Origin of the sequence: Pseudomonas pharyngis (assembly GCF_021602345.1) — a bacterium.
Taxonomy (GTDB): Bacteria; Pseudomonadota; Gammaproteobacteria; order Pseudomonadales; family Pseudomonadaceae; genus Aquipseudomonas; species Aquipseudomonas pharyngis.
The window spans coordinates 130,455-152,794 of sequence record NZ_BQID01000012.1 but is presented as its reverse complement, the minus strand read 5'-3'; the positions used below and the strand labels follow the sequence as shown (position 1 = coordinate 152,794).

At 62.2% G+C, this 22,340-nt stretch carries 18 protein-coding genes; 17 read left to right on the top strand and 1 reads right to left on the bottom strand.

The features are described 5' to 3' along the window. Window position 1 precedes the first annotated feature (1 nt). Complete coding sequence (locus L6D74_RS23020) at window positions 2-535, bottom strand: hypothetical protein (protein ID WP_236190532.1); 534 nt, start codon at window positions 533-535, stop codon at window positions 2-4. A gap of 381 nt (window positions 536-916) precedes the next feature. On the opposite strand from L6D74_RS23020, the gene L6D74_RS30350 reads away from it, so the two are divergent. The 17 genes from L6D74_RS30350 (at window position 917) to L6D74_RS22935 (ending at window position 22,289) form a co-directional block, all read left to right on the top strand. Then, window positions 917-2,908, top strand: a complete 1,992-nt coding sequence (locus L6D74_RS30350) for a methyl-accepting chemotaxis protein (protein WP_236190529.1) — start codon at window positions 917-919, stop codon at window positions 2,906-2,908. A gap of 164 nt (window positions 2,909-3,072) precedes the next feature. Next, window positions 3,073-3,519 (top strand): DUF411 domain-containing protein, encoded by a 447-nt coding sequence (locus tag L6D74_RS23010; RefSeq protein WP_007957572.1) that lies wholly within the window; start codon window positions 3,073-3,075, stop codon window positions 3,517-3,519. After that, entirely contained in the window at window positions 3,519-3,953 is a 435-nt protein-coding gene (locus L6D74_RS23005; protein ID WP_236190528.1) for a YqaA family protein, read from the top strand. The genes L6D74_RS23010 and L6D74_RS23005 overlap by 1 nt, the downstream gene beginning before the upstream one ends. 85 nt (window positions 3,954-4,038) lie before the next feature. Further along, window positions 4,039-5,064 carry an alpha/beta fold hydrolase gene (locus tag L6D74_RS23000; protein WP_236190526.1) on the top strand — a complete coding sequence of 342 codons (1,026 nt, stop codon included), beginning with the start codon at window positions 4,039-4,041 and terminating at the stop codon, window positions 5,062-5,064. 13 nt (window positions 5,065-5,077) lie between these two features. Further along, window positions 5,078-6,031 (top strand): D-2-hydroxyacid dehydrogenase family protein, encoded by a 954-nt coding sequence (locus L6D74_RS22995; protein WP_236190523.1) that lies wholly within the window; start codon window positions 5,078-5,080, stop codon window positions 6,029-6,031. A gap of 529 nt (window positions 6,032-6,560) precedes the next feature. Next, window positions 6,561-8,147 (top strand): glycogen synthase GlgA, encoded by a 1,587-nt coding sequence (gene glgA, locus L6D74_RS22990; RefSeq protein ID WP_039768136.1) that lies wholly within the window; start codon window positions 6,561-6,563, stop codon window positions 8,145-8,147. Between the two features lie 18 nt (window positions 8,148-8,165). After that, on the top strand, window positions 8,166-9,968 hold the full coding sequence (gene treZ / locus L6D74_RS22985; protein WP_236190522.1) for a malto-oligosyltrehalose trehalohydrolase: 1,803 nt from the start codon (window positions 8,166-8,168) through the stop codon (window positions 9,966-9,968). Next, complete coding sequence (gene malQ / locus L6D74_RS22980) at window positions 9,965-12,043, top strand: 4-alpha-glucanotransferase (protein ID WP_236190511.1); 2,079 nt, start codon at window positions 9,965-9,967, stop codon at window positions 12,041-12,043. The genes treZ and malQ overlap by 4 nt, the downstream gene beginning before the upstream one ends. Further along, on the top strand, window positions 12,040-14,817 hold the full coding sequence (locus tag L6D74_RS22975) for a malto-oligosyltrehalose synthase (RefSeq protein WP_236190510.1): 2,778 nt from the start codon (window positions 12,040-12,042) through the stop codon (window positions 14,815-14,817). Before malQ ends, L6D74_RS22975 begins: the two co-directional genes overlap by 4 nt. A 29-nt stretch (window positions 14,818-14,846) precedes the next feature. Further along, window positions 14,847-15,182: a DUF2934 domain-containing protein gene (locus L6D74_RS22970; protein ID WP_085611710.1), complete on the top strand. Its 336-nt coding sequence runs from the start codon at window positions 14,847-14,849 to the stop codon at window positions 15,180-15,182. Between the two features lie 108 nt (window positions 15,183-15,290). Continuing rightward, window positions 15,291-17,450, top strand: coding sequence for a glycogen debranching protein GlgX (gene glgX / locus L6D74_RS22965; protein ID WP_236190509.1), 2,160 nt, complete (start codon window positions 15,291-15,293; stop codon window positions 17,448-17,450). 1 nt (window position 17,451) lies between these two features. Then, the gene (locus L6D74_RS22960) at window positions 17,452-18,450 is read left to right on the top strand and encodes an acyl-CoA dehydrogenase family protein (protein WP_236190508.1); all 999 of its coding nucleotides are present in this window, start codon (window positions 17,452-17,454) and stop codon (window positions 18,448-18,450) included. After that, window positions 18,447-19,205, top strand: coding sequence for a PIG-L deacetylase family protein (locus L6D74_RS22955; RefSeq protein ID WP_236190507.1), 759 nt, complete (start codon window positions 18,447-18,449; stop codon window positions 19,203-19,205). Before L6D74_RS22960 ends, L6D74_RS22955 begins: the two co-directional genes overlap by 4 nt. Then, on the top strand, window positions 19,202-19,801 hold the full coding sequence (locus L6D74_RS22950; RefSeq protein WP_064596295.1) for an SAM-dependent methyltransferase: 600 nt from the start codon (window positions 19,202-19,204) through the stop codon (window positions 19,799-19,801). Before L6D74_RS22955 ends, L6D74_RS22950 begins: the two co-directional genes overlap by 4 nt. After that, entirely contained in the window at window positions 19,798-20,457 is a 660-nt protein-coding gene (locus L6D74_RS22945) for a glycosyltransferase family 2 protein (RefSeq protein WP_236190506.1), read from the top strand. The genes L6D74_RS22950 and L6D74_RS22945 overlap by 4 nt, the downstream gene beginning before the upstream one ends. Window positions 20,458-20,638: 181 nt before the next feature. Further along, window positions 20,639-21,400 (top strand): PIG-L deacetylase family protein, encoded by a 762-nt coding sequence (locus tag L6D74_RS22940; RefSeq protein WP_085611716.1) that lies wholly within the window; start codon window positions 20,639-20,641, stop codon window positions 21,398-21,400. Window positions 21,401-21,491: 91 nt separating this feature from the next. Continuing rightward, window positions 21,492-22,289: an endonuclease/exonuclease/phosphatase family protein gene (locus tag L6D74_RS22935; protein ID WP_236190505.1), complete on the top strand. Its 798-nt coding sequence runs from the start codon at window positions 21,492-21,494 to the stop codon at window positions 22,287-22,289. Window positions 22,290-22,340 lie beyond the last annotated feature (51 nt).

Sequence of the window (22,340 nt, the reverse complement as noted above, 5' to 3'; positions counted from 1 at the left end):
ATCACGCCTTGGCGCTGACACCCTTGTCGGTAGGAGGCTTGCGTTCCCCACCCTGACCGTAGGTCTGCAGATTCTGCAGCACATAGATGGCTTTCTTGTACTCGGGGATCAACGTATTGGCGTACTTGTTGCCCTTGAGATTGTTGTTCTGGATGGTATCCAGTTGCGTCGCGAAGTACTCCAGCGCATTGAACTTGGCTTCCGGATCCTTCTGAATGCCGAAGCGATCAAACTTGTCGCCGGCGTTGAGCAGAGTAATGGACGTGACTTCGGAAATCAGGCCACGGCTGCGCAGCATTGCACTGAGGCTGCCCAATTGTTTGGCCGAAACGTTGGTGGGATCGAAACCCTTGATGTTCTTGTGCAGACCCTGCTTGTCCATCTCGGCGATGCTGATTGCGTTGGGGTCGTTGCCGACCAGAGCCAGCATCTGCTTGACCTTCACGCTTTGGGAAACCGGTTTGCTCGAGCTTCCTGTGTCTCGAACCAGCAAACCCGCCTTGGGTTGCCAGGCACCGGTATAGCCGATAGTCATGTGCAGGCTCCTTGCGAGGAAAACATGAAAAATTCCTTGTTGGACGACTTTTGAGTTGCCCGGAGTATCGGCCGGCAAACTAATGGCACCAACTCCTTTCTGCACTTTTTTACAATTTTCGTACATTCACGATACAAACCGGTAACAGCTCGGAAATACGGGACCAGAGCGTTCATGACAATGTGATGAAAGTGGGTTTATCGCTCTAATGTTCGGGACAGTTAGTTCTCGTGTATCAGGCCGGATACGTTCCATCGGTCGGGATTGCATCTTTTAGGACGCAAGTACCTAAAGCTTCCCGATGTCGCGACGATACGTTAGGAAACCCGCGCTGTTTTCCCCTTGCCCACAATAAGAATCCCTGCTCAAGGACCGGTTTCCATGCCCGCATTCCGCACCATTCAGGCTCGCTACACGCTGTTTCTGGTTCTGTTCATTCTGTTGTTGTCGGTGCTGACCGTAGTTGGCATCAGCCAGCTGGTTGCGCCCAAGCTGCGCCATACCGAAGAACAGGTGGTGCTCAATCGCATTGCTGAAGTGGCCGAGCAGATCCAGGGCGAACTGAACAAGGTCCAGGCGCAACAGCGCAGCATCACCCAGACCATCCCGCTGCTCGACAGCGCAGCCATCGACACCGTGTTGCCGGGGCTGGTGGATCAATACGGCGAGCTCAAAGTATTCGGCGGCGGCATCTGGCCGTTGCCCGGCCAGCGTGAGGCCGGACGCAACAAGTTCAGTACGTTCTGGCACCGCGACGCCTCCGGCAAACTGGCGGTAAACACCTTCTGGAACAGCGACGCAGCCCCCAACTATTACGACCAGAGCTGGTACAAGGGCGGCATGCAGACCCCGCGCGGCCAATGCGCGTGGGCCGCTGCCTATAAAGATGACGCCAGCGCCGAACCGCGCACCAACTGCGCCATGGCCATCCAGAAAAACGGCAGCGCCTGGGGCGTCTCGACCATCGACGTGACATTGGGCTTCTTCAACGATCTGGTGGCGCGCAAGGAAAAAGACCTCAACGCCGAAATGCTGATCGTCGAGGCCGACGGCAAGATCATCAGCAACAGCTCGCGCATCAGCGGGCCGATCGTGCTGAAGAACATCAGCGAACTGGCCGGTGGCTCGACCTTCGCCAGCCAGGTCAAGGCCGGGCTGCAAAACCGCGAGCAGGCGCAGCGCGTCGAATTCGAAAACCACGGTGAAGCCAGCACCTTCTTCATGCGCCCGATCGAAGGCACCCCGTGGTTCCTCGCCACCGCGCTGCCGACCAAAATGCTCACCGCCCAGCGTGATGACGTGCTCAGCAGCCTGAGCCTGTTGCAGATTCCGCTGGTGATCCTGCTGGTGCTGCTGCAGGTCTACGCGATTCGCCAACTGGTTTCGCGCATGAAAGCGCTGAAAGCCAACATCGATTCGTTGTCCAGCGGCGATGCCGACCTGACCCGGCGCATCACCATCCGCGCTGAAGATGAGCTCGGCGCCATCGGGCACTCGGTCAACACCTTCATCGCCTACCTGCAGAACATGATCGGCGAGGTCACCCAGGCCACCGGCGCCATGGCCTCAAGCCTCGACAACCTGCAACGCACCTCGGCGCACACCAGCCAGATTCTGCTGCGCCACGCTTCGGAAACCGACCAGACGGTTACCGCGATCAACGAAATGAGCTCGACCGCCGAAAGCGTCGCGCAAAATGCCGCTGAAACCGCCGCCTTCACCCAACGCGCCAATGAAAACGCCGACCGCTCGCGCGTGGTGGTTGGCGAAGCGTCAAGCAGCGTGGTGGCGTTGATCGACGAAGTGGCCAGCGCCACCCACAAGGTCGAAAGCATGCAGCAGGACGCCCAGCGCATCACCGAAATCCTCGGCGTGATCGGCGCCATTGCCGGCCAGACCAACCTGCTGGCGCTCAACGCCGCCATCGAAGCAGCGCGGGCCGGTGAACAGGGTCGCGGTTTTGCAGTGGTGGCGGACGAAGTGCGTGCCCTCGCCGCCCGCACCCAGGCCAGCACCTCGGAAATCAACGAGATGTTGAGCCGTCTGACCCAGGGCGTGAGCTCGTCGGTCAGCGCCATGGAAAACACCCAGGCCAGCTGCCAGTCGGCCGCCGATGCCACGGCGCGAGTCAACAGTGGCCTCGACGAGATGGCCGGTTCGGTCAGCCACATCAACAGCCTCAGCACCCAGATCGCCACCGCCGCCGAACAGCAGAGCGCGGTCACCGAAGAGATCAACCGCAGCATGGTGCAGATCCGCCACATGGTTGATGAGCTGGTGGAAAGCGGTCAGGCCAGCGAACTCAACACCCGCCAGTTGCTGGAAGCCAACAGCCGGGTCAGTGCGATCATGGGGCGCTTCAAGGTTCGCTGACCGTTTTGTCATCTTGCGCTCAGTGGCCTGTCAGCTTTGATCTACGATCATGTTGGCAGGCCTGCCTTGTATCACTTGGAAACACTCCGTTGATGCCCGGCAGGAAAAACCGGTCAAAATGCCTTCCTTTTTTGACCGTTCCTCCTCTGAGCCGAGAGCCCTCCATGCGAAACCATCTGCGTCTGGCCGCCCTGAGCGCCCTGTTCATTTCCTCCCTGGCGCAAGCCGCCGACCTTATCCCGATCGAAGTCCACCGCGACGCCAACTGCGGTTGCTGCAAAAAATGGATCAGTCATCTGGAAGCCAATGGCTTCAAGGTCGAAGACCACGTCGAAAGCGACATGAGCAGCTTCAAGCAACAACACGGCGTTCCGCCACGTCTGGCGTCCTGCCACACCGCGATCATCAACGGCAAATTCGTCGAAGGCCACGTTCCGGCGGAACAGGTGCTGGCCCTGAGCAAACGTGACGACCTGCTGGGCGTTGCCGCACCGGGCATGCCAATGGGCTCGCCGGGCATGGAAATGGACGGCATGAGCGATGCCTATCAAGTGATCGGCCTGAAGAAAGACGGTGCCGATGTGGTGGTGGCGGATTACCCGGCCCATTGATGACGGCGGGTTATCTCGGGCTGTTTGTGGCCGCGTTTGGTGCGGCGACGCTGTTGCCGCTGCAATCGGAAGCCGTGCTGGTCGGGCTGCTGGTCAGCGAGCGCTATTGGCTTTGGGGGCTGTTGGCCGTGGCGACGCTGGGCAACGTCCTCGGTTCGCTGGTGAACTGGTGGATGGGGCGCAGGCTGGAACGCTTTCAGGACCGGCGCTGGTTTCCGATCAGCCCCAGGCATATGGAGCGAGCCCGCGTTCACTATCAGCGTTACGGTCACTGGTCGTTGCTGCTCAGCTGGTTGCCGGTCATCGGCGATCCGCTGACGCTGATCGCCGGGGTCATGCGCGAACCTCTCGGGCGTTTTCTGTTGATCGTCACTCTCGCCAAAGGCGCCCGCTACGGGGTGCTGGCGATGCTCACCCTCGGCTGGCTCGGTTGAACGATCGGGCCCGGGGATTGCCTGTGTTTAACGTCGCCCTAATCCGGCCGTTCCAGCATCGGCCGATTTCTTGTGGAGTTGTCCTATGTCCGTATCGCTGACCCGCTGGCTGCCCGGCCTGCTGCTGACCGCCGTCCTGCCCCTGCTCGCTCACGCCGAAGGCCCGCAATACGGCCCGCAATTGCAGGGTTTCGAGTATCCCTACACCCTCAAGCACTTTGCCTTTCAGTCTCAGGGCAAGTCGCTGCAGATGGGTTACATGGACGTCGCCGCCCACGGCAAGGCCAACGGGCGCACCGTGGTGCTGATGCACGGCAAGAATTTCTGCGGCGCGACCTGGGACAGTTCGATCAAGGCCCTCAGCGAAGCCGGTTACCGGGTGGTCGCCCCGGATCAGATCGGTTTCTGCACCTCCAGCAAACCCGATCATTATCAGTACACCTTCCAGCAACTGGCGGCCAACACCCAGCAATTGCTCAAGGCGCTGGGCATCCAGAAGGCCACCCTGCTCGGCCACTCCACCGGCGGCATGCTCGCCACCCGTTACGCGCTGCAATACCCGGATCAGGTCGAGCAATTGGCATTGGTCAACCCGATCGGCCTGGAAGACTGGAAAGCCCTTGGTGTGCCGTATCGCAGCGTCGATCAGTGGTATCAGCGCGAATTGAAAGTCACCGCTCAGGGCATTCGCGACTACGAACGCACGACCTATTACGACGGCCGCTGGAAACCCGAATTCGACCGCTGGGTGGACATGCTCGCCGGCCTGAGTAACGGTCCGGGCAAGACTCAGGTCGCATGGAACTCGGCGCTGATCTACGACATGATCTTCACCCAGCCGGTGTACTACGAGTTCAAGGATTTGAAGATGCCGACCCTGCTGCTGATCGGCACCTCCGACACCACCGCCATCGGCAAGGACATCGCGCCGCCCGAAGTGAAGGCGAAAATCGGTCACTACGAGGTGCTGGGCAAGCAGGTGGCGAAACTGATTCCTCAGTCCACGCTGGTGGAATTCCCCGGCATGGGCCACGCCCCGCAGATGGAAGAGCCGGCGAAATTCCACGAGGCGCTGCTCGGCTGGCTGGACAAAACCAATCCCGTTCGTTGAAGAGGTAACGCTGATGGCGGTGCAGATTGCGGTGATCGATGACTGGCAGGACGTCGCGCGGGGCGCAGTCGACTGGTCGGTGCTCGACAGTCTCGGCGAAGTCACCTTCGTTCATGAGTACCCGGCGGACAACGCCACGCTGGCCGAACGTCTGGGCCGGTTCGAAGTGATCTGCGTGATGCGCGAACGCACGCGCTTCGACGAAGACCTGCTCAAACGCTTGCCGACCCTGAAGCTGCTGGTCACCGGCGGCATGCGTAACGCGGCGCTGGATTTGCCGGCCGCGGCCCGCCTCGGGATCAAGGTCTGCGGCACCGACAGCTACAAACACGCAGCGCCGGAACTGACCTGGGCGCTGATCATGGCCGCCAGCCGCAATCTGTTGAACGAGGCCAACGCCCTGCGCGCCGGCCAGTGGCAGCAAGGTCTGGGCGGCGACCTGCACGGCAAGACCCTGGGCATCCTCGGGCTCGGCAGCATCGGCCAGCGGGTGGCGCAGTTCGGTCAGGCGTTCGGCATGCGCGTCATCGCCTGGAGCGAAAACCTCACCGCCGAACGCGCCGAACAGGCTGGCGTCACCTATGTCAGCAAGCAGCAATTGTTCGAACAGGCTGACGTGCTGTCGGTGCACCTGGTGCTCAGCGATCGCAGCCGGGGCCTGGTCGATGCCCAAGCGCTGGACTGGATGAAGCCGACCGCCCTGCTGGTCAACACGGCGCGCGGGCCGATTGTCGACGAAGCGGCGCTGATCAAAGCCTTGCAGAAACAGCGTATCGGCGGTGCGGCCCTTGACGTGTTCGATCAGGAACCGCTGCCGGCACTGCACCCGTTTCGCACCCTCGACAATGTGCTGGCCACGCCTCATGTCGGCTACGTCAGCCGCCAGAACTATGAGTTGTTCTTTTCGCAGATGATCGAAGACATTCAAGGGTGGTCAGCCGGGGAACCTATCCGCCTGCTTAACTGAGTCACCTCGCCTTCGCGGGCAATCCCTGCCCGCGAAGCAGCACCCGCTGCCTGCCCGCCAACACAACTGTCCGCACCGCAACAGTGCGCCCGCACTTTCCCGGCGCCCGAAATCGTGACTGGTCGGTCACCATTTTGCGTCACCGAACCCGCCAGACATGCACTTCGTCGGGGCGCACCCCCTCCCGAAGCCACGGATTTCGTGAGCCTGCAACAGATTGTCGAACAATTCATCCAATTGCCCTGGCCCGCTCTAGGATCTGGCCTAGACTGGTTTTCGCGGGGTAAAACCGGCCGGTCACAAAGTCAAAAATTCGTCGAAACTTTTGCAGATCGCGGCGGGTCATCTGATAGGCAGGGCCAAAGCGACTGGTTCAAGTCTTGCAATGGCCCCCTCACCCATTCTGCTTGCACGTGTTGGGTAGCGATTTGCTCACTCATGCGTGGCGTGTTTGCGCCCGGCCACAGGACCTGGCCATGGACATCGCATGTTCAAGACAAGAATCAGATCAAAAAGACGGGAGATTCATATGATCAGTGCGGCATTGGAAATTCAGGGAGAACGGGCTCATCAGCCGATGGGTGAATCGAGCACTTTAAGCGTTCCCGGCAGCCGATCGATCAGCGTCCCGATCACCAAGACACTGACGCCGATAGCCAGTCAGAACCCCAACAAGAAAAAAGTGTTGTTCGTGACCTCGGAAATCGCCGATCTGGTGAAAACCGGCGGTCTGGGAGACGTTTCTGCCGCCCTGCCCCGCGCGATGGCACATCTGCATGACGTGCGGGTATTGATCCCGGGTTACCCGCAGGTCATGAACAGCGAAAATCCGATCCACATCATCGGCGAACTGGGTGGCCACGCTGCACTGCCACCCTGCAAGATCGGGCGCATGGACATGCCCGACGGTCTGGTCATTTATGTCTTGATCTGCCCTGAACTCTACGCCCGTGACGGTGGCCCGTATGGCGCCAACAATGGTCGCGACTGGCCGGACAACCACATTCGCTTCGCTCGTCTGGGGCTGGCCGCAGCCGATATCGCCGCCAACCTCGCGCAAATCCACTGGTGCCCGGATCTGGTGCACGCCCACGACTGGCCGGCCGGTCTCGCGCCTGCCTATATGCACTGGCGCGGGCAACGCACGCCGACCCTGTTCACCATTCACAACCTCGCTTATCAAGGCGTGACCAGCCTGGGCTCGTGCCCGGAACTCGGGATTCCCGCCCATGCCCTGCAACAGGAAGGCATGGAGTTCTACGGCAAAATGTCGTTCCTCAAGGCCGGCATGGCCTATTCGAGCCATATCACCACGGTCAGCGCTACCTACGCGCAGGAAATCACCACACCGGATTTCGGCTGCGGTCTCGACGGTTTTCTCGCCGCCAAGACCCAGCAAGGTTTGCTCAGCGGCATCCCCAACGGCATCGATGAAAGCTGGGACGCCGCCACCGACCCGCACCTGTTCGCACCGTTCGCCATCGGCGACTGGGAAGGCAAAGCGGTCAATGCCGCCCACGTTCGCGAACTGTTCGGCCTGGAACAATCGGAAGGTCCGCTGTTTGCCGTGGTCTCGCGGCTGGTCTATCAAAAAGGCCTCGACCTGACCGAGGCGGTGTCGGAATACATCGTGCAGAACGGTGGCCAGATCGCAATCATCGGCCGTGGCGAGCCGGAAGAAGAACAAGCCATGCGCGAACTGGCGCTGCGCTTCCCCGGCCAGATCGGCGTGCGCATCGGCTTCAACGAAACCGACGCCCGGCGGATGTTCGCCGGCAGCGATTTCCTGCTGATGCCATCGCGTTATGAACCCTGCGGTCTGAGCCAGATGTACGCCCAGCGTTTCGGCTCGTTGCCAGTGGCGCGCAACACCGGCGGGCTGGCCGACACCATCGAAAACGGTGTTACCGGTTTCCTGTTCAACGAATCGACCGCCGACAGCTACCGCGAAGCCCTGAGCCGCGCGTTCAAGGTATTTGCCTTTCCCGAACTGCTCAACGCCATGCGCTGCCGGGCAATGGCCGCGCCATTCAACTGGTGCAAGGCGGTCGAACCCTACGCCGAACTCTACGAACAACTGGTGGCCAAGTCGCTGGGTAAAACGCACCACAAATAACCAGGGAGCTTTACAACAATGCCGTCAAGGACACCTGAAAGCTGGCCCCACGGCGCGATCATGCTGGATGCCGACCACACACAATTTGCGCTGTGGGCGCCGGATGCGTTTTACGTCAGCGTCGAGCTGGGCAACGGCCAGTCGCTGCCTATGCTGCCCCAGGGCGATGGCTGGTTTGTCATCAAGACCCGCTGCCCTGCCGGCAGCCGCTACCGCTTCAACATCGACGGCGAACTGGAGGTGCCCGACCCGGCCTCCAGGGCGCAGGACGGTGATATCGACCGTCACAGCGTGGTGGTCGATCCCCACGCCTATCCATGGCAACACGTAACGTGGCGAGGTCGGCCGTGGAATGAAGCGGTGATCTACGAGTTGCATGTGGGTGCGCTAGGCGGATTCGATGAGGTCGAAAAGGATCTGGCCCGACTGGCCGCCCTGGGCATCACCGCTATCGAACTGATGCCGATCGCACAATTCCCCGGCTATCGCAACTGGGGGTATGACGGCGTACTTCATTTTGCGCCACAAGCCTCCTATGGCACTCCGGAACAACTCAAGCATCTGATCGACAGCGCCCATGGCCACGGTCTGGCGGTGATTCTCGACGTGGTCTACAACCATTTCGGTCCGGACGGCAACTACCTGCATCGCTACGCCAAGGGCTTTTTCCGCGAAGACAAACACACCCCGTGGGGCGCGGCCATCGACTTTCGCCGTCGTGAGGTGCGGGACTTCTTCGTCGAAAACGCACTGATGTGGCTGCTGGAATACCGTTTCGACGGTTTGCGCCTGGATGCCGTCCATGCAATAGAAAGTCAGGACTTCCTGCCCGAACTGGCGCAGCGTGTCCGCCAGCAGGTCGACCCTGCCCGTCATGTATGGTTGACCGTCGAGAACGAACTCAACCAATCGAGCCTGCTGGAAGAAAATTACGACGCCCAATGGAATGACGACGGCCATAACGCTTTGCATGTGTTGTTGACGGGCGAAACCGATGCCTACTACGCCGACTACGCTCTGCAACCGACCGAGCAACTGGCCCGCTGCCTGAGCCAGGGCTTCGTGTTTCAGGGGCATATCACCCGCCACGGCGAACCACGCGGCGAACCGAGCGAGCATCTGCCGTCCACTGCCTTCGTACTGTTTCTGCAAAACCATGACCAGATCGGCAACCGTGCCTTCGGCGAGCGCCTGCATCAGTTGGCCGATCCGCGCGCGCTCGAGGCGGCGACGGTGCTGCTGTTGCTGTCGCCGATGATTCCGCTGATGTTCATGGGCGATGAATATGCCGCCGAGCAACCGTTTCTGTTCTTCACCAGCCACCACGGCGAACTGGCGAAACAGGTACGAGAAGGCCGTCGCAACGAGTTCGCTGCATTCAGTGCGTTCACCGACCCGAATAAGCGCGAGCGGATTCCCGATCCCAACGCCGAATCGACCTTCCACGCCTCGCGGCCAACGCGGTCCGGTAATGGCACGCCGCGCCAGCAGGCAACGAATGAGCTCTATCGTCACCTGCTGCAATTGCGTCACCGCTACATCATCCCGAACCTGTCCGGCACCCAGGCCCTTGGCGCGCAAATGTTGGGCCGTGGTGCAGTCAGCGCACGCTGGCGTCTGGGCGATGGCAGTGAGTTGCGAATTGACCTGAACCTCAGCGGGACGGCAGTGGTCAACCCTCCACGGACCGGCGCGGTGTGGCTGTTTCAACAGCCCCCCGCTGCCGAGATGTCGGATAAGGGCCTTCTGCCCCCGTATTGCGCGCTCGTCAGCCTCACGGCCGCAACCCCTTTGCCCCCCTTGGATGGAGAGCGCCTATGAGCGATGCGCAACTGGAAATTCTCGCCAGCCGAGCCGGCCTTGCCGTCGACTGGATCGACGCCAACGGGCGAGCCCAAAAAGTCGCCCCGGCCGTGCTTCGCAATGTGCTGATCGGTCTCGGCCACCCGGCCGGCACTGCCCAGGAAATCGACGCCAGCCTGCTTGAACTGCAACAGGTACAGGAAAATCGCCAACTGCCGCCACTGCTTACTGCCGATCTCGGCAAGGGCCTGGATCTGGCGCGCTATTTCGAACCAGAAACCCCTTGTGAGATTCACCTTGAAGATGGCTCGCGCTTGAGCCTGCGGCTTGATGCCGAGTCGATACTGCCCGGAGAGATTCCGGTCGGCTATCAGCAAGTGCACATCGCCGATCAGCAATTCACCCTGGCCGTGGCGCCGGAACGCTGCTTCAGCGTGGGCGACGCGGTGGACAGTCCGATCCCGCGCGCTTGGGGCCTGAGCGTGCAGCTTTATGGTTTGCGTCGCCCTGGCGATGGCGGTTTCGGCGATACCCAGGCCCTGGAAGAACTGGCCCGGGTGGCCGGCGAACGGGGTGCCGATGCACTGGCGATCAGCCCATTGCACGCGATGTTCAGCGCCGACACCGGGCGCTACAGCCCTTACTCGCCGTCCAGTCGGCTGTTTCTCAATCCGCTGTATGCCGCACCGGGGACCATCCTCGGCGAGCGCGCGCTGCGTGATGCGATTGACGCCGCCGGCCTGACCGACCAGTTCAAGCAACTGGAAGACCTGAAACTGGTCGACTGGCCGAAAGCGGCCGAAGCCAAATTGAAACTCCTGCAAGCCTTGTACGACGGTTTCATCAACGGCGAACACCCGCTGCATGCCGACTTCTCCAGTTTCCGCGATGCCGGCGGTGAAGCGCTGGAAAACCACTGCCGCTTCGAAGCCATCCAGGAAATGCGCGCCGCCCGTGGCGAGAGCCTCGACTGGCGCGAATGGCCGGAACACTGGCACGACCCGCGCGGCGCAGCGCTCGGCGCATTTGCCGAGGAATACGCCGAGCGCATCAGTTACTTCGCGTTCTGCCAATGGTTGATTCACCGCTGCCTGGAACGTGCCCAGACCGCCGCTCGCAGCGCCGGCATGGGCATCGGCCTGATCGCTGACCTGGCGGTGGGTGCCGACGGCGCCGGCAGCCAGGCCTGGAGTTTTCAGGACGAACTGCTCGCCTCGCTGACCGTCGGTGCGCCGCCGGACATTCTCAATCGCTCCGGACAGGGCTGGGGTATTTCCGCGTTTTCCCCGGAAGGCCTGGTGCGCAACGGTTTTCGCGCGTTTATCGAGATGCTGCGCGCCAACTTCGCCCACGCCGGCGGGCTGCGCATCGACCACGTCATGGGCCTGCAACGGTTATGGGTCATCCCCAACGGTTCCGCCCCGGCAGACGGTGCGTACCTGTATTACCCGGTGGACGACTTGCTGCGTCTGCTGACCCTCGAATCCCATCGTCATCAAGCGATAGTGCTCGGTGAAGACCTCGGCACCGTACCCGACGGCCTGCGGGAGAAACTGATCGCCCGCGCCATGCTCGGCATGCGCGTGCTGTTGTTCGAACAGGACAACACCCATTTCAAACCGATCCTCGACTGGCCGGACAACGCACTGGCCACTACCAGCACCCACGATCTGCCGACGCTCAACGGCTGGTGGCATGGCCGCGACATCGACTGGAACGCGCGGCTCGGGCTGGTCGATGCCAACGGCGAAATCGACTGGCGCCGTTACCGCGAACGCGAGCGTGAAGGCCTGCGCAGTGCCTTGAGCCAGGACCCGCAGAACTTTCGCGAGGAATCCCACGAGGCCGATCAGGTGGTCGACGCCGCTGTGCGTTTCCTCGGCCACACTCGCGCGCCGCTGGTGCTATTGCCACTGGAAGATGCGCTGGGGCTCGACGAACAGGCCAACCTGCCCGGCACCATCGACACCCACCCGAACTGGTCGCGCCGCTTGCCGGCCACCAGTGAGACACTGCTCGACGGTGTCGACGCCGCAAGACGCCTGGAACTATTGGCGTGTGCCCGCCTTCAAGCAGCCGAGCGTGACCAATGAGTGCATTGCCTATCCCGACACTGCGCGCCACGGTTCGCCTGCAATTTCATCGCGGTTTCACCCTTGATCAGGCGGTGCCGCTGGTGCCTTATTTCTCCCGACTCGGCATCAGCCACATTTATGCCTCGCCGTTGCTCGCCGCCCGTGCGGGCTCGATGCATGGCTACGACGTGGTCGACCCGACCCGGGTCAATCCGGAACTTGGCGGCGAGCCAGCCTTGCGTCGTCTGGTCGCCAGCCTGCGCGAGCACGGTATGGGGCTGATCCTCGACATCGTCTCCAATCACATGGCAGTCGGTGGCGGGGACAACCCGTGGTGGCTCGATCTGCTGGAATGGGGACGGCTCAGCCCCTACGGCGAGTTCTTCGACATTCAGTGGCACTCGCCCGACCCATTGATGGAAGGCCAGTTGCTGTTGCCGTTTCTCGGCAGTGACTATGGCGTCGCGTTGCAGGACGCGACTCTGCCGCTGGTGTTCAACGCCGAAAGTGGCACCTTCCATGTCGAGCATTACGAGCATCACTTCCCCATCTGCCCCGGCGACTACGGCGAACTGCTCAGATCCGCTGACACACCGAACGAAGCCCTCAGGGCCCTCGCTGAACGTTTCAGCGCGCTCAGTTATCAGACCGACGCTCGCGCGCTGGCGATTCCGCTCAAGGAAGAACTTCAGCAACTGGCCAGCGACCCGCAGATTCTGCAGGCCATTGAGCGCAACCTGACGCACTACGATTCGAAGACCGAAGACGGTTTTCAGCGCCTGCACCAATTGCTGGAGCGGCAAAGCTATCGTCTGGCGAGCTGGCGCACGGCGGCGGACGACATCAACTGGCGGCGCTTCTTCGACATCAACGAACTCGGCGGTTTGCGGGTCGAGCGTCCGGCTGTGTTCGAGGCCACCCACGGCAAGATTTTCCAGTTGATCGGCGAGGGCTTGATCGACGGCCTGCGCATCGACCACATCGACGGCCTCGCCGACCCGCGCGGTTACTGCCGCAAGCTGCGCCGCCGCCTCGATCACCTGGCGCCGGGCCGGCACTTGCCGATCTACGTCGAGAAGATTCTCGGCGACGGCGAAACCCTGCCCACCGACTGGGCCGTGGACGGCAGCACCGGTTACGAATTCATGAACCAGCTGTCGCTGCTGCAACACGACCCGGACGGCGAACACGTGCTCGGTGACTTGTGGCAACGCCGTACCGAGCGCCCCGCCGCGTTCATCGAAGAAGCCCAACTGGCGCGCCAGCAGATCCTCAACGGCTCGCTGGCCAGCGATTGCGAAAGCGTCGCCCAGGCCCTGCTGCAAGTGGCACGCGACGACCTGATGACCCGCGACCTTACGCTCGGCTCGATCCGCCGGGTGTTGCAGGCGCTGATCGTGCACTTCCCGGTCTATCGCACCTACATCACCCCGATGGGCCGCTCGGCCCGGGACGAGGTGTTTTTCCAGCAGGCCATGGACGGTGCACGGCAGACATTGAGCGAAGCTGATTGGCCAGTGCTGGACTCCGTAGCCGGTTGGCTCGGTGGTCAGCCATGGCGGCGCAAACCCCGTGGGCGCTCGCGCAAAATCCTGCGCCATGCCTGCGTGCGCTTTCAACAGCTCACTTCGCCGGCCGCCGCCAAAGCGGTGGAAGACACCGCGCTGTATCGTTCGGCGGTGCTGCTGTCGCGCAATGACGTCGGCTACAACACCGAGCAGTTCAGTGCGCCGGTCAGCGACTTTCACGCGGTGAACCTGCAACGTCTGGAGAGCTTTCCCGACAATCTGTTGGCCACCGCCACCCACGACCACAAACGCGGGGAAGACACCCGCGCGCGGCTGGCCGTGCTCAGCGAGCGCAGCCATTGGTACGCCGAACAGATCGAGCTGTGGCGCGCCCTCGCCCGGCCGCTGCGCAATGACGATCAGCTGCCGTCGTCTGCGGACGAACTGATCCTTTATCAGGCGCTGCTCGGCAGTTGGCCGCTGGAGTTGCGTGACGACGATCAGGCGGGCTTCGCCGATTACGCCAAACGTGTCTGGCAGTGGCAGCAGAAAGCCCTGCGCGAAGCCAAGCTGCAAAGCAGCTGGAGCGCGCCGAACGAAGCCTACGAAAACGCAGCCCAGGCGTTCACCGAACAATTACTGCTGGCTCCTGAAGGCGAACTGCTGCGCGGAGCGCTGGCCAAGACCGTCAACAGCATCGCCGCCGCCGGCGCCCTCAACGGTCTGGCGCAAACCTTGCTGCGCATGACGGTGCCGGGAGTGCCGGACTTGTATCAAGGCAACGAGTTCTGGGACTTCAGCATGGTCGACCCGGACAACCGCCGGCCAGTGGACTATGCCGCCAGGCAGCAGGCGCTGGAGGCACCCAGGCCGGTTCAGGAACTGTTGGCGAACTGGCGCGACGGGCGAATCAAGCAAGCATTGATCGCCGAGGTGCTGCGTCTGCGCGCCGACCACACCGAGTTGTTTCGCCAGGGTTCGTACCAGGCCCTCGAGGTGCTGGGCAGCCAGGCGCACAACGTGCTCGCGTTTGCCCGCGAGCATGGGGAGCGCCGGATCATCGTGATCGTGCCGATCCGTTGCGCAACCTTGCTGGAAAACAGTGCTGTGCCGATGGTTGACGCGCTGCGCTGGGGCGATACGCGGGTGGTTTTACCGTTCGACGCCTATGACGAAAATCCGAAGGGACTTTTTTCGAGCACCGCAGTCACAAAAAACAGGGAGCTGAAGGTCAGCGCCGCGCTGGGGGATTTCCCGGTCAATCTGCTTATCCAACACGTCTAGCAGCATGAGTTCAGTTCAGGAGCATTGCGATGAGTACCGACGATAAACGCATCCGCGAATTCGCCTATCAGATCTGGGAATCCGAAGGTAAACCCGAGGGCCAGGACGCCCGCCACTGGGAGATGGCACGCAAACTGGCCGAAGCCGAAGCATTGGCGCCGAAAAAATCGCCAAAAGCCGCCGGCAGTAAAACCGCCGGCAAGACCGCCACCAGCAAAGCGCTCGACGGCAAAGGGACAGCTGCCAAACCCAAGACAGCCACCACGACGAAGGCCAAGCCCGCCGGTGCTGCCAAAGTGATTCCTCCGGGCGAAAAAGCCACCGAGAAAAAGCCCCGCGCGCCACGCAAGCCGCCTGCGGTCTGACGCCCCCCGAACCATTGATTTGAATAACCGTGTGGCGGGTTCGCTCGCCACCGAGGGCTCGCTCGTCCTCGAAAAACACCTACCCCCCGATTTTTTGCAGGAGCACCTATGACCCGTCCAAAGAAAGCCGAGCCCGCCGCGCACGCCGAACCCTCGCGCATCCGTGAAGGCCTGCCCTTCCCGCTCGGCGCGACCTGGGATGGTCTGGGGGTGAACTTCGCGCTGTTCTCCGCCAACGCCACCCGGGTCGAGCTGTGCATTTTCGACGATGCCGGCGAAGTCGAACTCGAACGCATCGAACTGCCGGAATACACCGACGAGATCTACCACGGCTATCTGCCCGATGCGCATCCGGGACTGATCTACGGTTACCGGGTCTACGGACCCTATGACCCAGCCAACGGCCACCGCTTCAACCACAACAAGTTGCTGATCGACCCCTATGCCAAGCAATTGGTGGGCGAATTGAAATGGTCCGAAGCGCTGTTCGGCTACACCATCGGCCACCCGGACGCCGACCTCAGTTTCGACGAGCGCGACAGCGCGCCCTTCGTCCCCAAGTGCAAGGTTATCGACCCGGCGCACACCTGGGGCCACGACCATCGCGTCAGCGTGCCGTGGGACAAGACCATCATTTACGAGACCCACGTGCGCGGCATCAGCATGCGCCACCCTTCGGTGCCGGAGAATGTGCGCGGCACGTTTGCCGGGTTGATGGTCGACGATGTGCTCGAACACATCCGCAAGTTGGGCGTGTCGACCGTCGAACTGTTGCCGATCCATGCCTTCGTCAATGACCAGCACTTGCTGCACAAGGGCATGACCAATTACTGGGGCTACAACAGCATCGCGTTCTTCGCCCCGGATCCGCGCTATCTGGCCAGCGGCAAGATTGCCGAGTTCAAGGAAATGGTCGCGCACCTGCACGACGCCAATCTCGAAGTGATTCTCGACGTGGTCTACAACCACACCGCCGAAGGCAACGAGCAAGGCCCGACCCTGTCGATGCGCGGGATCGACAACGCCTCGTACTACCGCTTGATGCCGGACGACAAGCGCTTCTACATCAACGATTCCGGCACCGGTAACACCCTCGACCTGAGCCACCCGTGCGTGCTGCAAATGGTCACCGACTCGCTGCGCTACTGGGCCAGTGAAATGCACGTCGACGGCTTCCGCTTCGACCTGGCGACCATCCTCGGTCGCTATCACGACGGCTTTGATGAACGGCACAGTTTCCTCGTGGCCTGCCGCCAGGATCCGGTGCTGCGTCAGGTAAAAATGATCGCCGAGCCCTGGGACTGTGGCCCCGGCGGTTATCAGGTCGGCAATTTCCCGCCGGGCTGGGTCGAGTGGAACGACAAGTTCCGCGACACCGTGCGTGCCTTCTGGAAAGGCGACGACGGCCAACTCGCCGACTTCGCCAGCCGCATGACCGCCTCCGGGGAAATGTTCAACCAGCGCGGTCGCCGGCCTTATTCGTCGGTCAACTTCGTCACCGCCCACGACGGCTTCACCCTCAATGATCTGGTGTCCTACAACGACAAGCACAACGAGGCCAACGACGAAAACAATCAGGACGGCAGCAACAACAACCTGTCCTGGAACCACGGCGTCGAAGGCCCTACCGACGATCCGGAAATCAATGCACTGCGCCACCGGCAGATGCGCAATTTCTTCGCCACCCTGCTGTTGTCACAGGGCACACCGATGATCGTGGCCGGCGACGAATTCGCTCGTACCCAGGACGGCAACAACAATGCGTATTGCCAGGACAGCGAGATCGGCTGGGTCAACTGGGACCTGAGCGAGGACGGCAAGGCGCTGCTGAAATTCGTCAAACGCCTGATCAAGTTGCGCCTGGCGTATCCGATCCTGCGACGCGGGCGGTTCCTGGTCGGCGAATACAACGAGGACATCGGCGTCAAGGACGTGACCTGGCTTGCGCCGGACGCCACGGAAATGACCACCGAACACTGGCATGACGCGCAGAATCGCTGCATGGGCATGTTGCTTGACGGCCGTGCCCAGGAAACCGGGATCCGCCGCAAGGGTGGCGACGCCACGTTGCTGCTGGTGGTCAACGCCCATCACGACATCGTCAACTTCACCTTGCCGGAAGTGCCTGAAGGCAGTTTCTGGACGTGCATGATCGACACCAACCAGCCATCGATCCGTGGCCAGGAGCGTTTTGAGTTCGGTCATGAGTACTCGGTCACCGGACGCTCGCTGTTGCTGTTTGAACTGCAACGCGAAGAAGAGGACTGACATGGACTTGCCCGTCTATCTCTCACGGCACGCGCCGGACTACCGCGACACTGCCGCCCTCGGCCTGTGTCTGCGGCAACTGGTCGAGGCCGGCCTCGATCGCCTGCCGTTACCCGGCAGCGGTCGTACGCTGGAGCGCTGGCAACGGCTGTCCGAGGTCGGTGGGCACGATCTGGGGCTGTGCAAACTCTACGAAGGCCATACCGATGCGTTGGCAATCATCGAACAACTCGGTGGCTCGCCGACGCCCGGCAGCACGTGGGGCATGTGGGCGGCTGAACCACCGCAGGCGCGGGTTCGGGTCAGCCGTTCGGGGCAAATGGTGCGGTTGAATGGACGCAAGGCCTGGTGCTCCGGGGCGGCAGTGCTCAGTCATGCCCTGCTGACGGCGTGGGATGAGGACGATCATCAGCAACTGGTGGCCGTGGCCCTCGACCAACCGGGCGTGACCGTCACCGATCAAGGCTGGCAAGCGGTCGGCATGGCCGCCACCGGCAGCGTCGAGGTGCTGTTCGATGAGGTCGAGGCCCAGGCGATCGGCGATCCTGGCGACTATCTGCAACGTCCGGGTTTCTGGCACGGCGGAATCGGGATCGCCGCGTGCTGGTACGGCGCCGCGAGGGAGATCGGCGAACGCTTGCGCCAGCACTGTGCGCGGCGTGAAGAACCGCACGCACTGGCCAGTCTCGGCGCCGTCGACAGCGCGCTGCACGGCGCCGCACAGGTGCTGCGCGTCAGTGCCCTGGACATCGACAGCAATCCCGGAGCCGACGCCGAGTTGTTGGCCCGGCGTGTGCGTGCCGTGGTCGAGGACGCCGCTGCACAGGTCATGCGCGAGACTGGCCGGGCACTTGGCGCCGGGCCGTTCTGCAAGGACCTGCACTTTGCCCGCCTGGCGGCCGACCTGCCGGTGTATCTGCGCCAGAGCCATGCCGAACGGGATCTGGCAGTACTGGGCCAACTGGCTGCGCAGCAACCGCGCGAGGGTTGGGCCCTATGAAGCGCAATCCGATCATCGGTGAAGGAACCTCCTTGCATGAGTGGCAGGGCTCGCGTCATCTGGCAGCGGTGGAGAGCATCGACATTCTCGACCTGGTTCCGCCGGGGTCGCGGGCCGTGGTAATCGCGCCGCATCCGGATGATGAAGTGCTCGGTTGCGGCGGGCTGTTGCAACAGCTCGCAGCGGCGGGCCGCACCCTGCAACTGATTTCGGTCACCGACGGCAGCGCCAGCCATCCGGGCTCGGAGCGCTGGCCGGTGGAGCGCCTGAGTGTGGTGCGCCCGCAGGAATCCGCCGAAGCCCTGCGTCGTCTCGGCCTGCCCATGCATCAGGTGCAATGGCTGCGCGGCGGTTTCCCCGACACCCAGGTCGCCGCGCGCGAATCGATGCTTTGCGAATACCTGACGCGCTACCTGCAACCCGACGACGTGATCTTCACCACCTGGCGCGAAGACGGCCACAGCGACCATGAGGCCGTCGGCCGCGCCAGCGTCGAAGCAGCGTACCGCGTGGGTGCAATTTGCCACGAACTGCCGGTCTGGACCTGGCACTGGGCGACGCCGGAAGACGCCATCGTGCCCTGGGAACGGGCGCGCAAGATTCTGCTCAGCCCGGCGCAGGTCGCGCGCAAGCGTCACGCAGTGCATGCCTTCGCCAGTCAGTTGGAGGGTGATCCCGACGCGGGACTGCCACCGGTGCTCGCGCCCTATGTCATCGACCGTTTGCTGCAACCGTTCGAGGTGGTCTTTCTATGAGCGTCGAGGATCGTTACTTCGAAGGCCTGTTCGCCGGCAATAACGACCCTTGGGGATTTCGCCAGCGCTGGTACGAGCAGCGTAAACGCCTGGTGACCCTGGCGGCACTGCCCCGCCCGCATTACCGCGCGATCTTCGAACCGGGTTGCGCCAACGGTGAACTGAGTGCCGCGCTGGCCGAACGCTGTGATCGACTGTTGTGCTGCGATACAAGCGCCGCCGCGGTGAATCTGGCGCGTACCCGGCTGAGCCTGTTCGACCACGCCGAGGTGCGGCAGGGTCGCCTCCCTGTTGACTGGCCTGAGGAAAAATTCGACCTGATCGTATTCAGCGAAATCGGCTACTACCTTGATCGACAGGATCTGACAGAGGTCATCCGTCGCATCAGCGATTCGTTGACGGCAGACGGTCAATTGCTGGCCTGTCACTGGCGCCCGCCCATCGATGGCTGCCCGCTCAATGCTCGTCAGGTCCATGACCTGATTCATGAACAGTTGCACCTGTCACGATTGGTCCTGCATCAGGAGGCAGATTTCCTGCTGGAAGTCTGGAGCCGCGAACCGCGTTCGGTGGCCGCGCTGGAGGGGTTGCGATGATTGGCATCCTGATCCCGGCACACAACGAAGAAGAGTGGCTCGATGACTGCCTGCAGGCCGCCCTGCGCGCCGCCGGGCATCCGATGCTGGCAGGTGAACCGGTGGAGATCCTGGTAGTGCTCGACAGTTGCACCGACCGTTCGGCGCATATCGTCAGCCAGTACCCTGTGCGGGCGCTGAGCATCGAGGCACGCAATGTCGGCCAGGCCCGAGCCATCGGTGCGCAACAGCTGCTTGATCGGGGTGCTCGCTGGATTTCCTGCACCGACGCCGACAGCCGCGTCGCCGAAGACTGGCTCGTGGAACAACTGGGATTGGGCACCGATGCCGTGTGCGGCACGGTGACGGTCGAGCGCTGGCATGACACCTTCGATGAAGCCGCGCAGATTCGCTATCACAGTAATTACCAGGCCTGCGAAGGACACCGGCACATCCATGGCGCCAATCTGGGCGTCAGCGCACAAGCTTACGTGCGTGCCGGAGGCTTCGAACCATTGACCTGTGACGAAGATGTGCGGCTGGTGCGCCAACTGGAGCTTTGCGGGGCCAGCATCGCCTGGAGTCATCGGCCACAGGTCATTACCAGCGCCCGTCTGGACAGTCGTGCACGCGGCGGATTTGGCGACTTTCTGCGACAGTTGGCACAGACTGAATAAAAAAAAGCGGATCAGATTGATCTGTGACGCGACGAACCGCCCGTCTTGAGCAATACTCTGCTGCGCAGCAATCCAGGGTTCGGAGCGCTGCAGGGCTATCCACCAGCCTTCACGGGTCGAACACGCCTGGAGACCGGCGCTTGTGCGACTGAGGGCGAGACACAACAAGGACGTATCACTCATGAAACCGTTATCCCTCAGCGAGAGCGGTCTGCCGGCGCAGATCTGGAACAGCGCCCCGCAGCTCGACAACATTCCCGTCATCAATACCCACACCTTGGTGCCACCCGGCGCCCGCGCCGTGGTCATCGCCCCGCACCCCGGCGATGAAGTAGTGACCTGCGGCGGTTTGCTGCAACTGCTTTCCAGCCTCGGACATCCCTTGCAACTGCTGTCGATCACCGATGGCAGCGCCAGTCATCCGGGCTCGCGCCAGTGGTCGGAAAAACGCCTGAGCGTTTTCCGCCCGCAGGAAAGCGTCGAAGCCCTGCGCCGCCTCGGTTTGCCGATGCACAGCCTGAAATGGGTGCGCGGCGGTTTTACCGACAAGGCCCTGCTCGACCAGGAAACCCAACTGACTGATTTCATCGCCCGCTACCTGCGCCCCGGTGATGTGGTCTTCAGCACCTGGTGCGAAGATGGCACCGCCGATCATGAAGTGGTCGGCCGGGCCAGTGCCAAAGCGGCGCAACAGGTCGGCGCCACTTACCACGACGTGCCGGTCTGGGCCTGGCACTGGCCGGAACGCGATCAGGGACAGATTCCGTGGCATCGCGCGCGCAAGCTGCGCCTCGACACCTGGACCGTCGCGCGCAAGAGCCACGCCACCCATGCCTACGCCAGCCAGCTCAATGGCGAACCGGCGATCGGAATCGCGCCACTGTTGCCCAAGTCGATACTGGAACGCATGCGCCTGCCCTACGAGATCGTCTTCGTCGATTGACTGTCCATCGGGCGCGGGCAGCCAGTCAAAGTGAACTGCCCGCGCCCGGATCAGTCGCATGAACAGGCAGTCATGATTCAGAGGAGTGAACGTGTCCAGCGATCCCAAGCGTCATGTCGTCGACGCGCAGACTTCCACCCCGTCCGCCATCCATCGCCTGCGGGTGCTGACGGTCAATACGCACAAGGGTTTCACCGCGCTCAATCGACGTTTCATCCTTCCGGAACTGCGTGAAGCGGTGCGCAGCACCTCGGCCGATCTGGTGTTTCTGCAGGAAGTGGTGGGCGAACACGAGCGGCATTCCAGCCGCTACCACGAATGGCCGCAAACCTCACAGTACGAATTCCTTGCCGACAGTATGTGGAGTGACTTTGCCTACGGCCGCAATGCGGTCTATCCCGATGGCCATCACGGCAACGCCCTGTTGTCGAAATACCCGATCCGCGAATACCGCAATCTCGACGTCTCGATCACCGGCCCGGAACGGCGCGGGCTGTTGCACTGCATATTGGATGTGCCGGGACATGCCGAAGTGCATGCCATCTGCGTACACCTGAGCCTGCTCGAAAGCCATCGGCAATTGCAGTTGCAGTTGCTTTGTCAGTTGCTCGAATCCCTGCCCGACGACGCGCCAGTGATCATCGCCGGCGACTTCAATGACTGGCAGTTGCAGGGTAACGTCGCTCTCGCCCGCCGCGACTACCTGCACGAAGCCTTCGAACGCCACCACGGCCGCCCGGCCAAGACTTATCCCGCGCGTTTCCCGTTGCTGCGACTGGATCGGATCTACCTGCGCAATGCCAGCAGCCACGACCCGCAGATCCTCGGCAACAAACCGTGGACGCATCTTTCGGATCATTTGCCGCTGGCGGTTGAAGTGCATTTATAGCGCGATACTGACAGCTGTCCTTACATACGCAACGATGCGAAATTGGTCGCC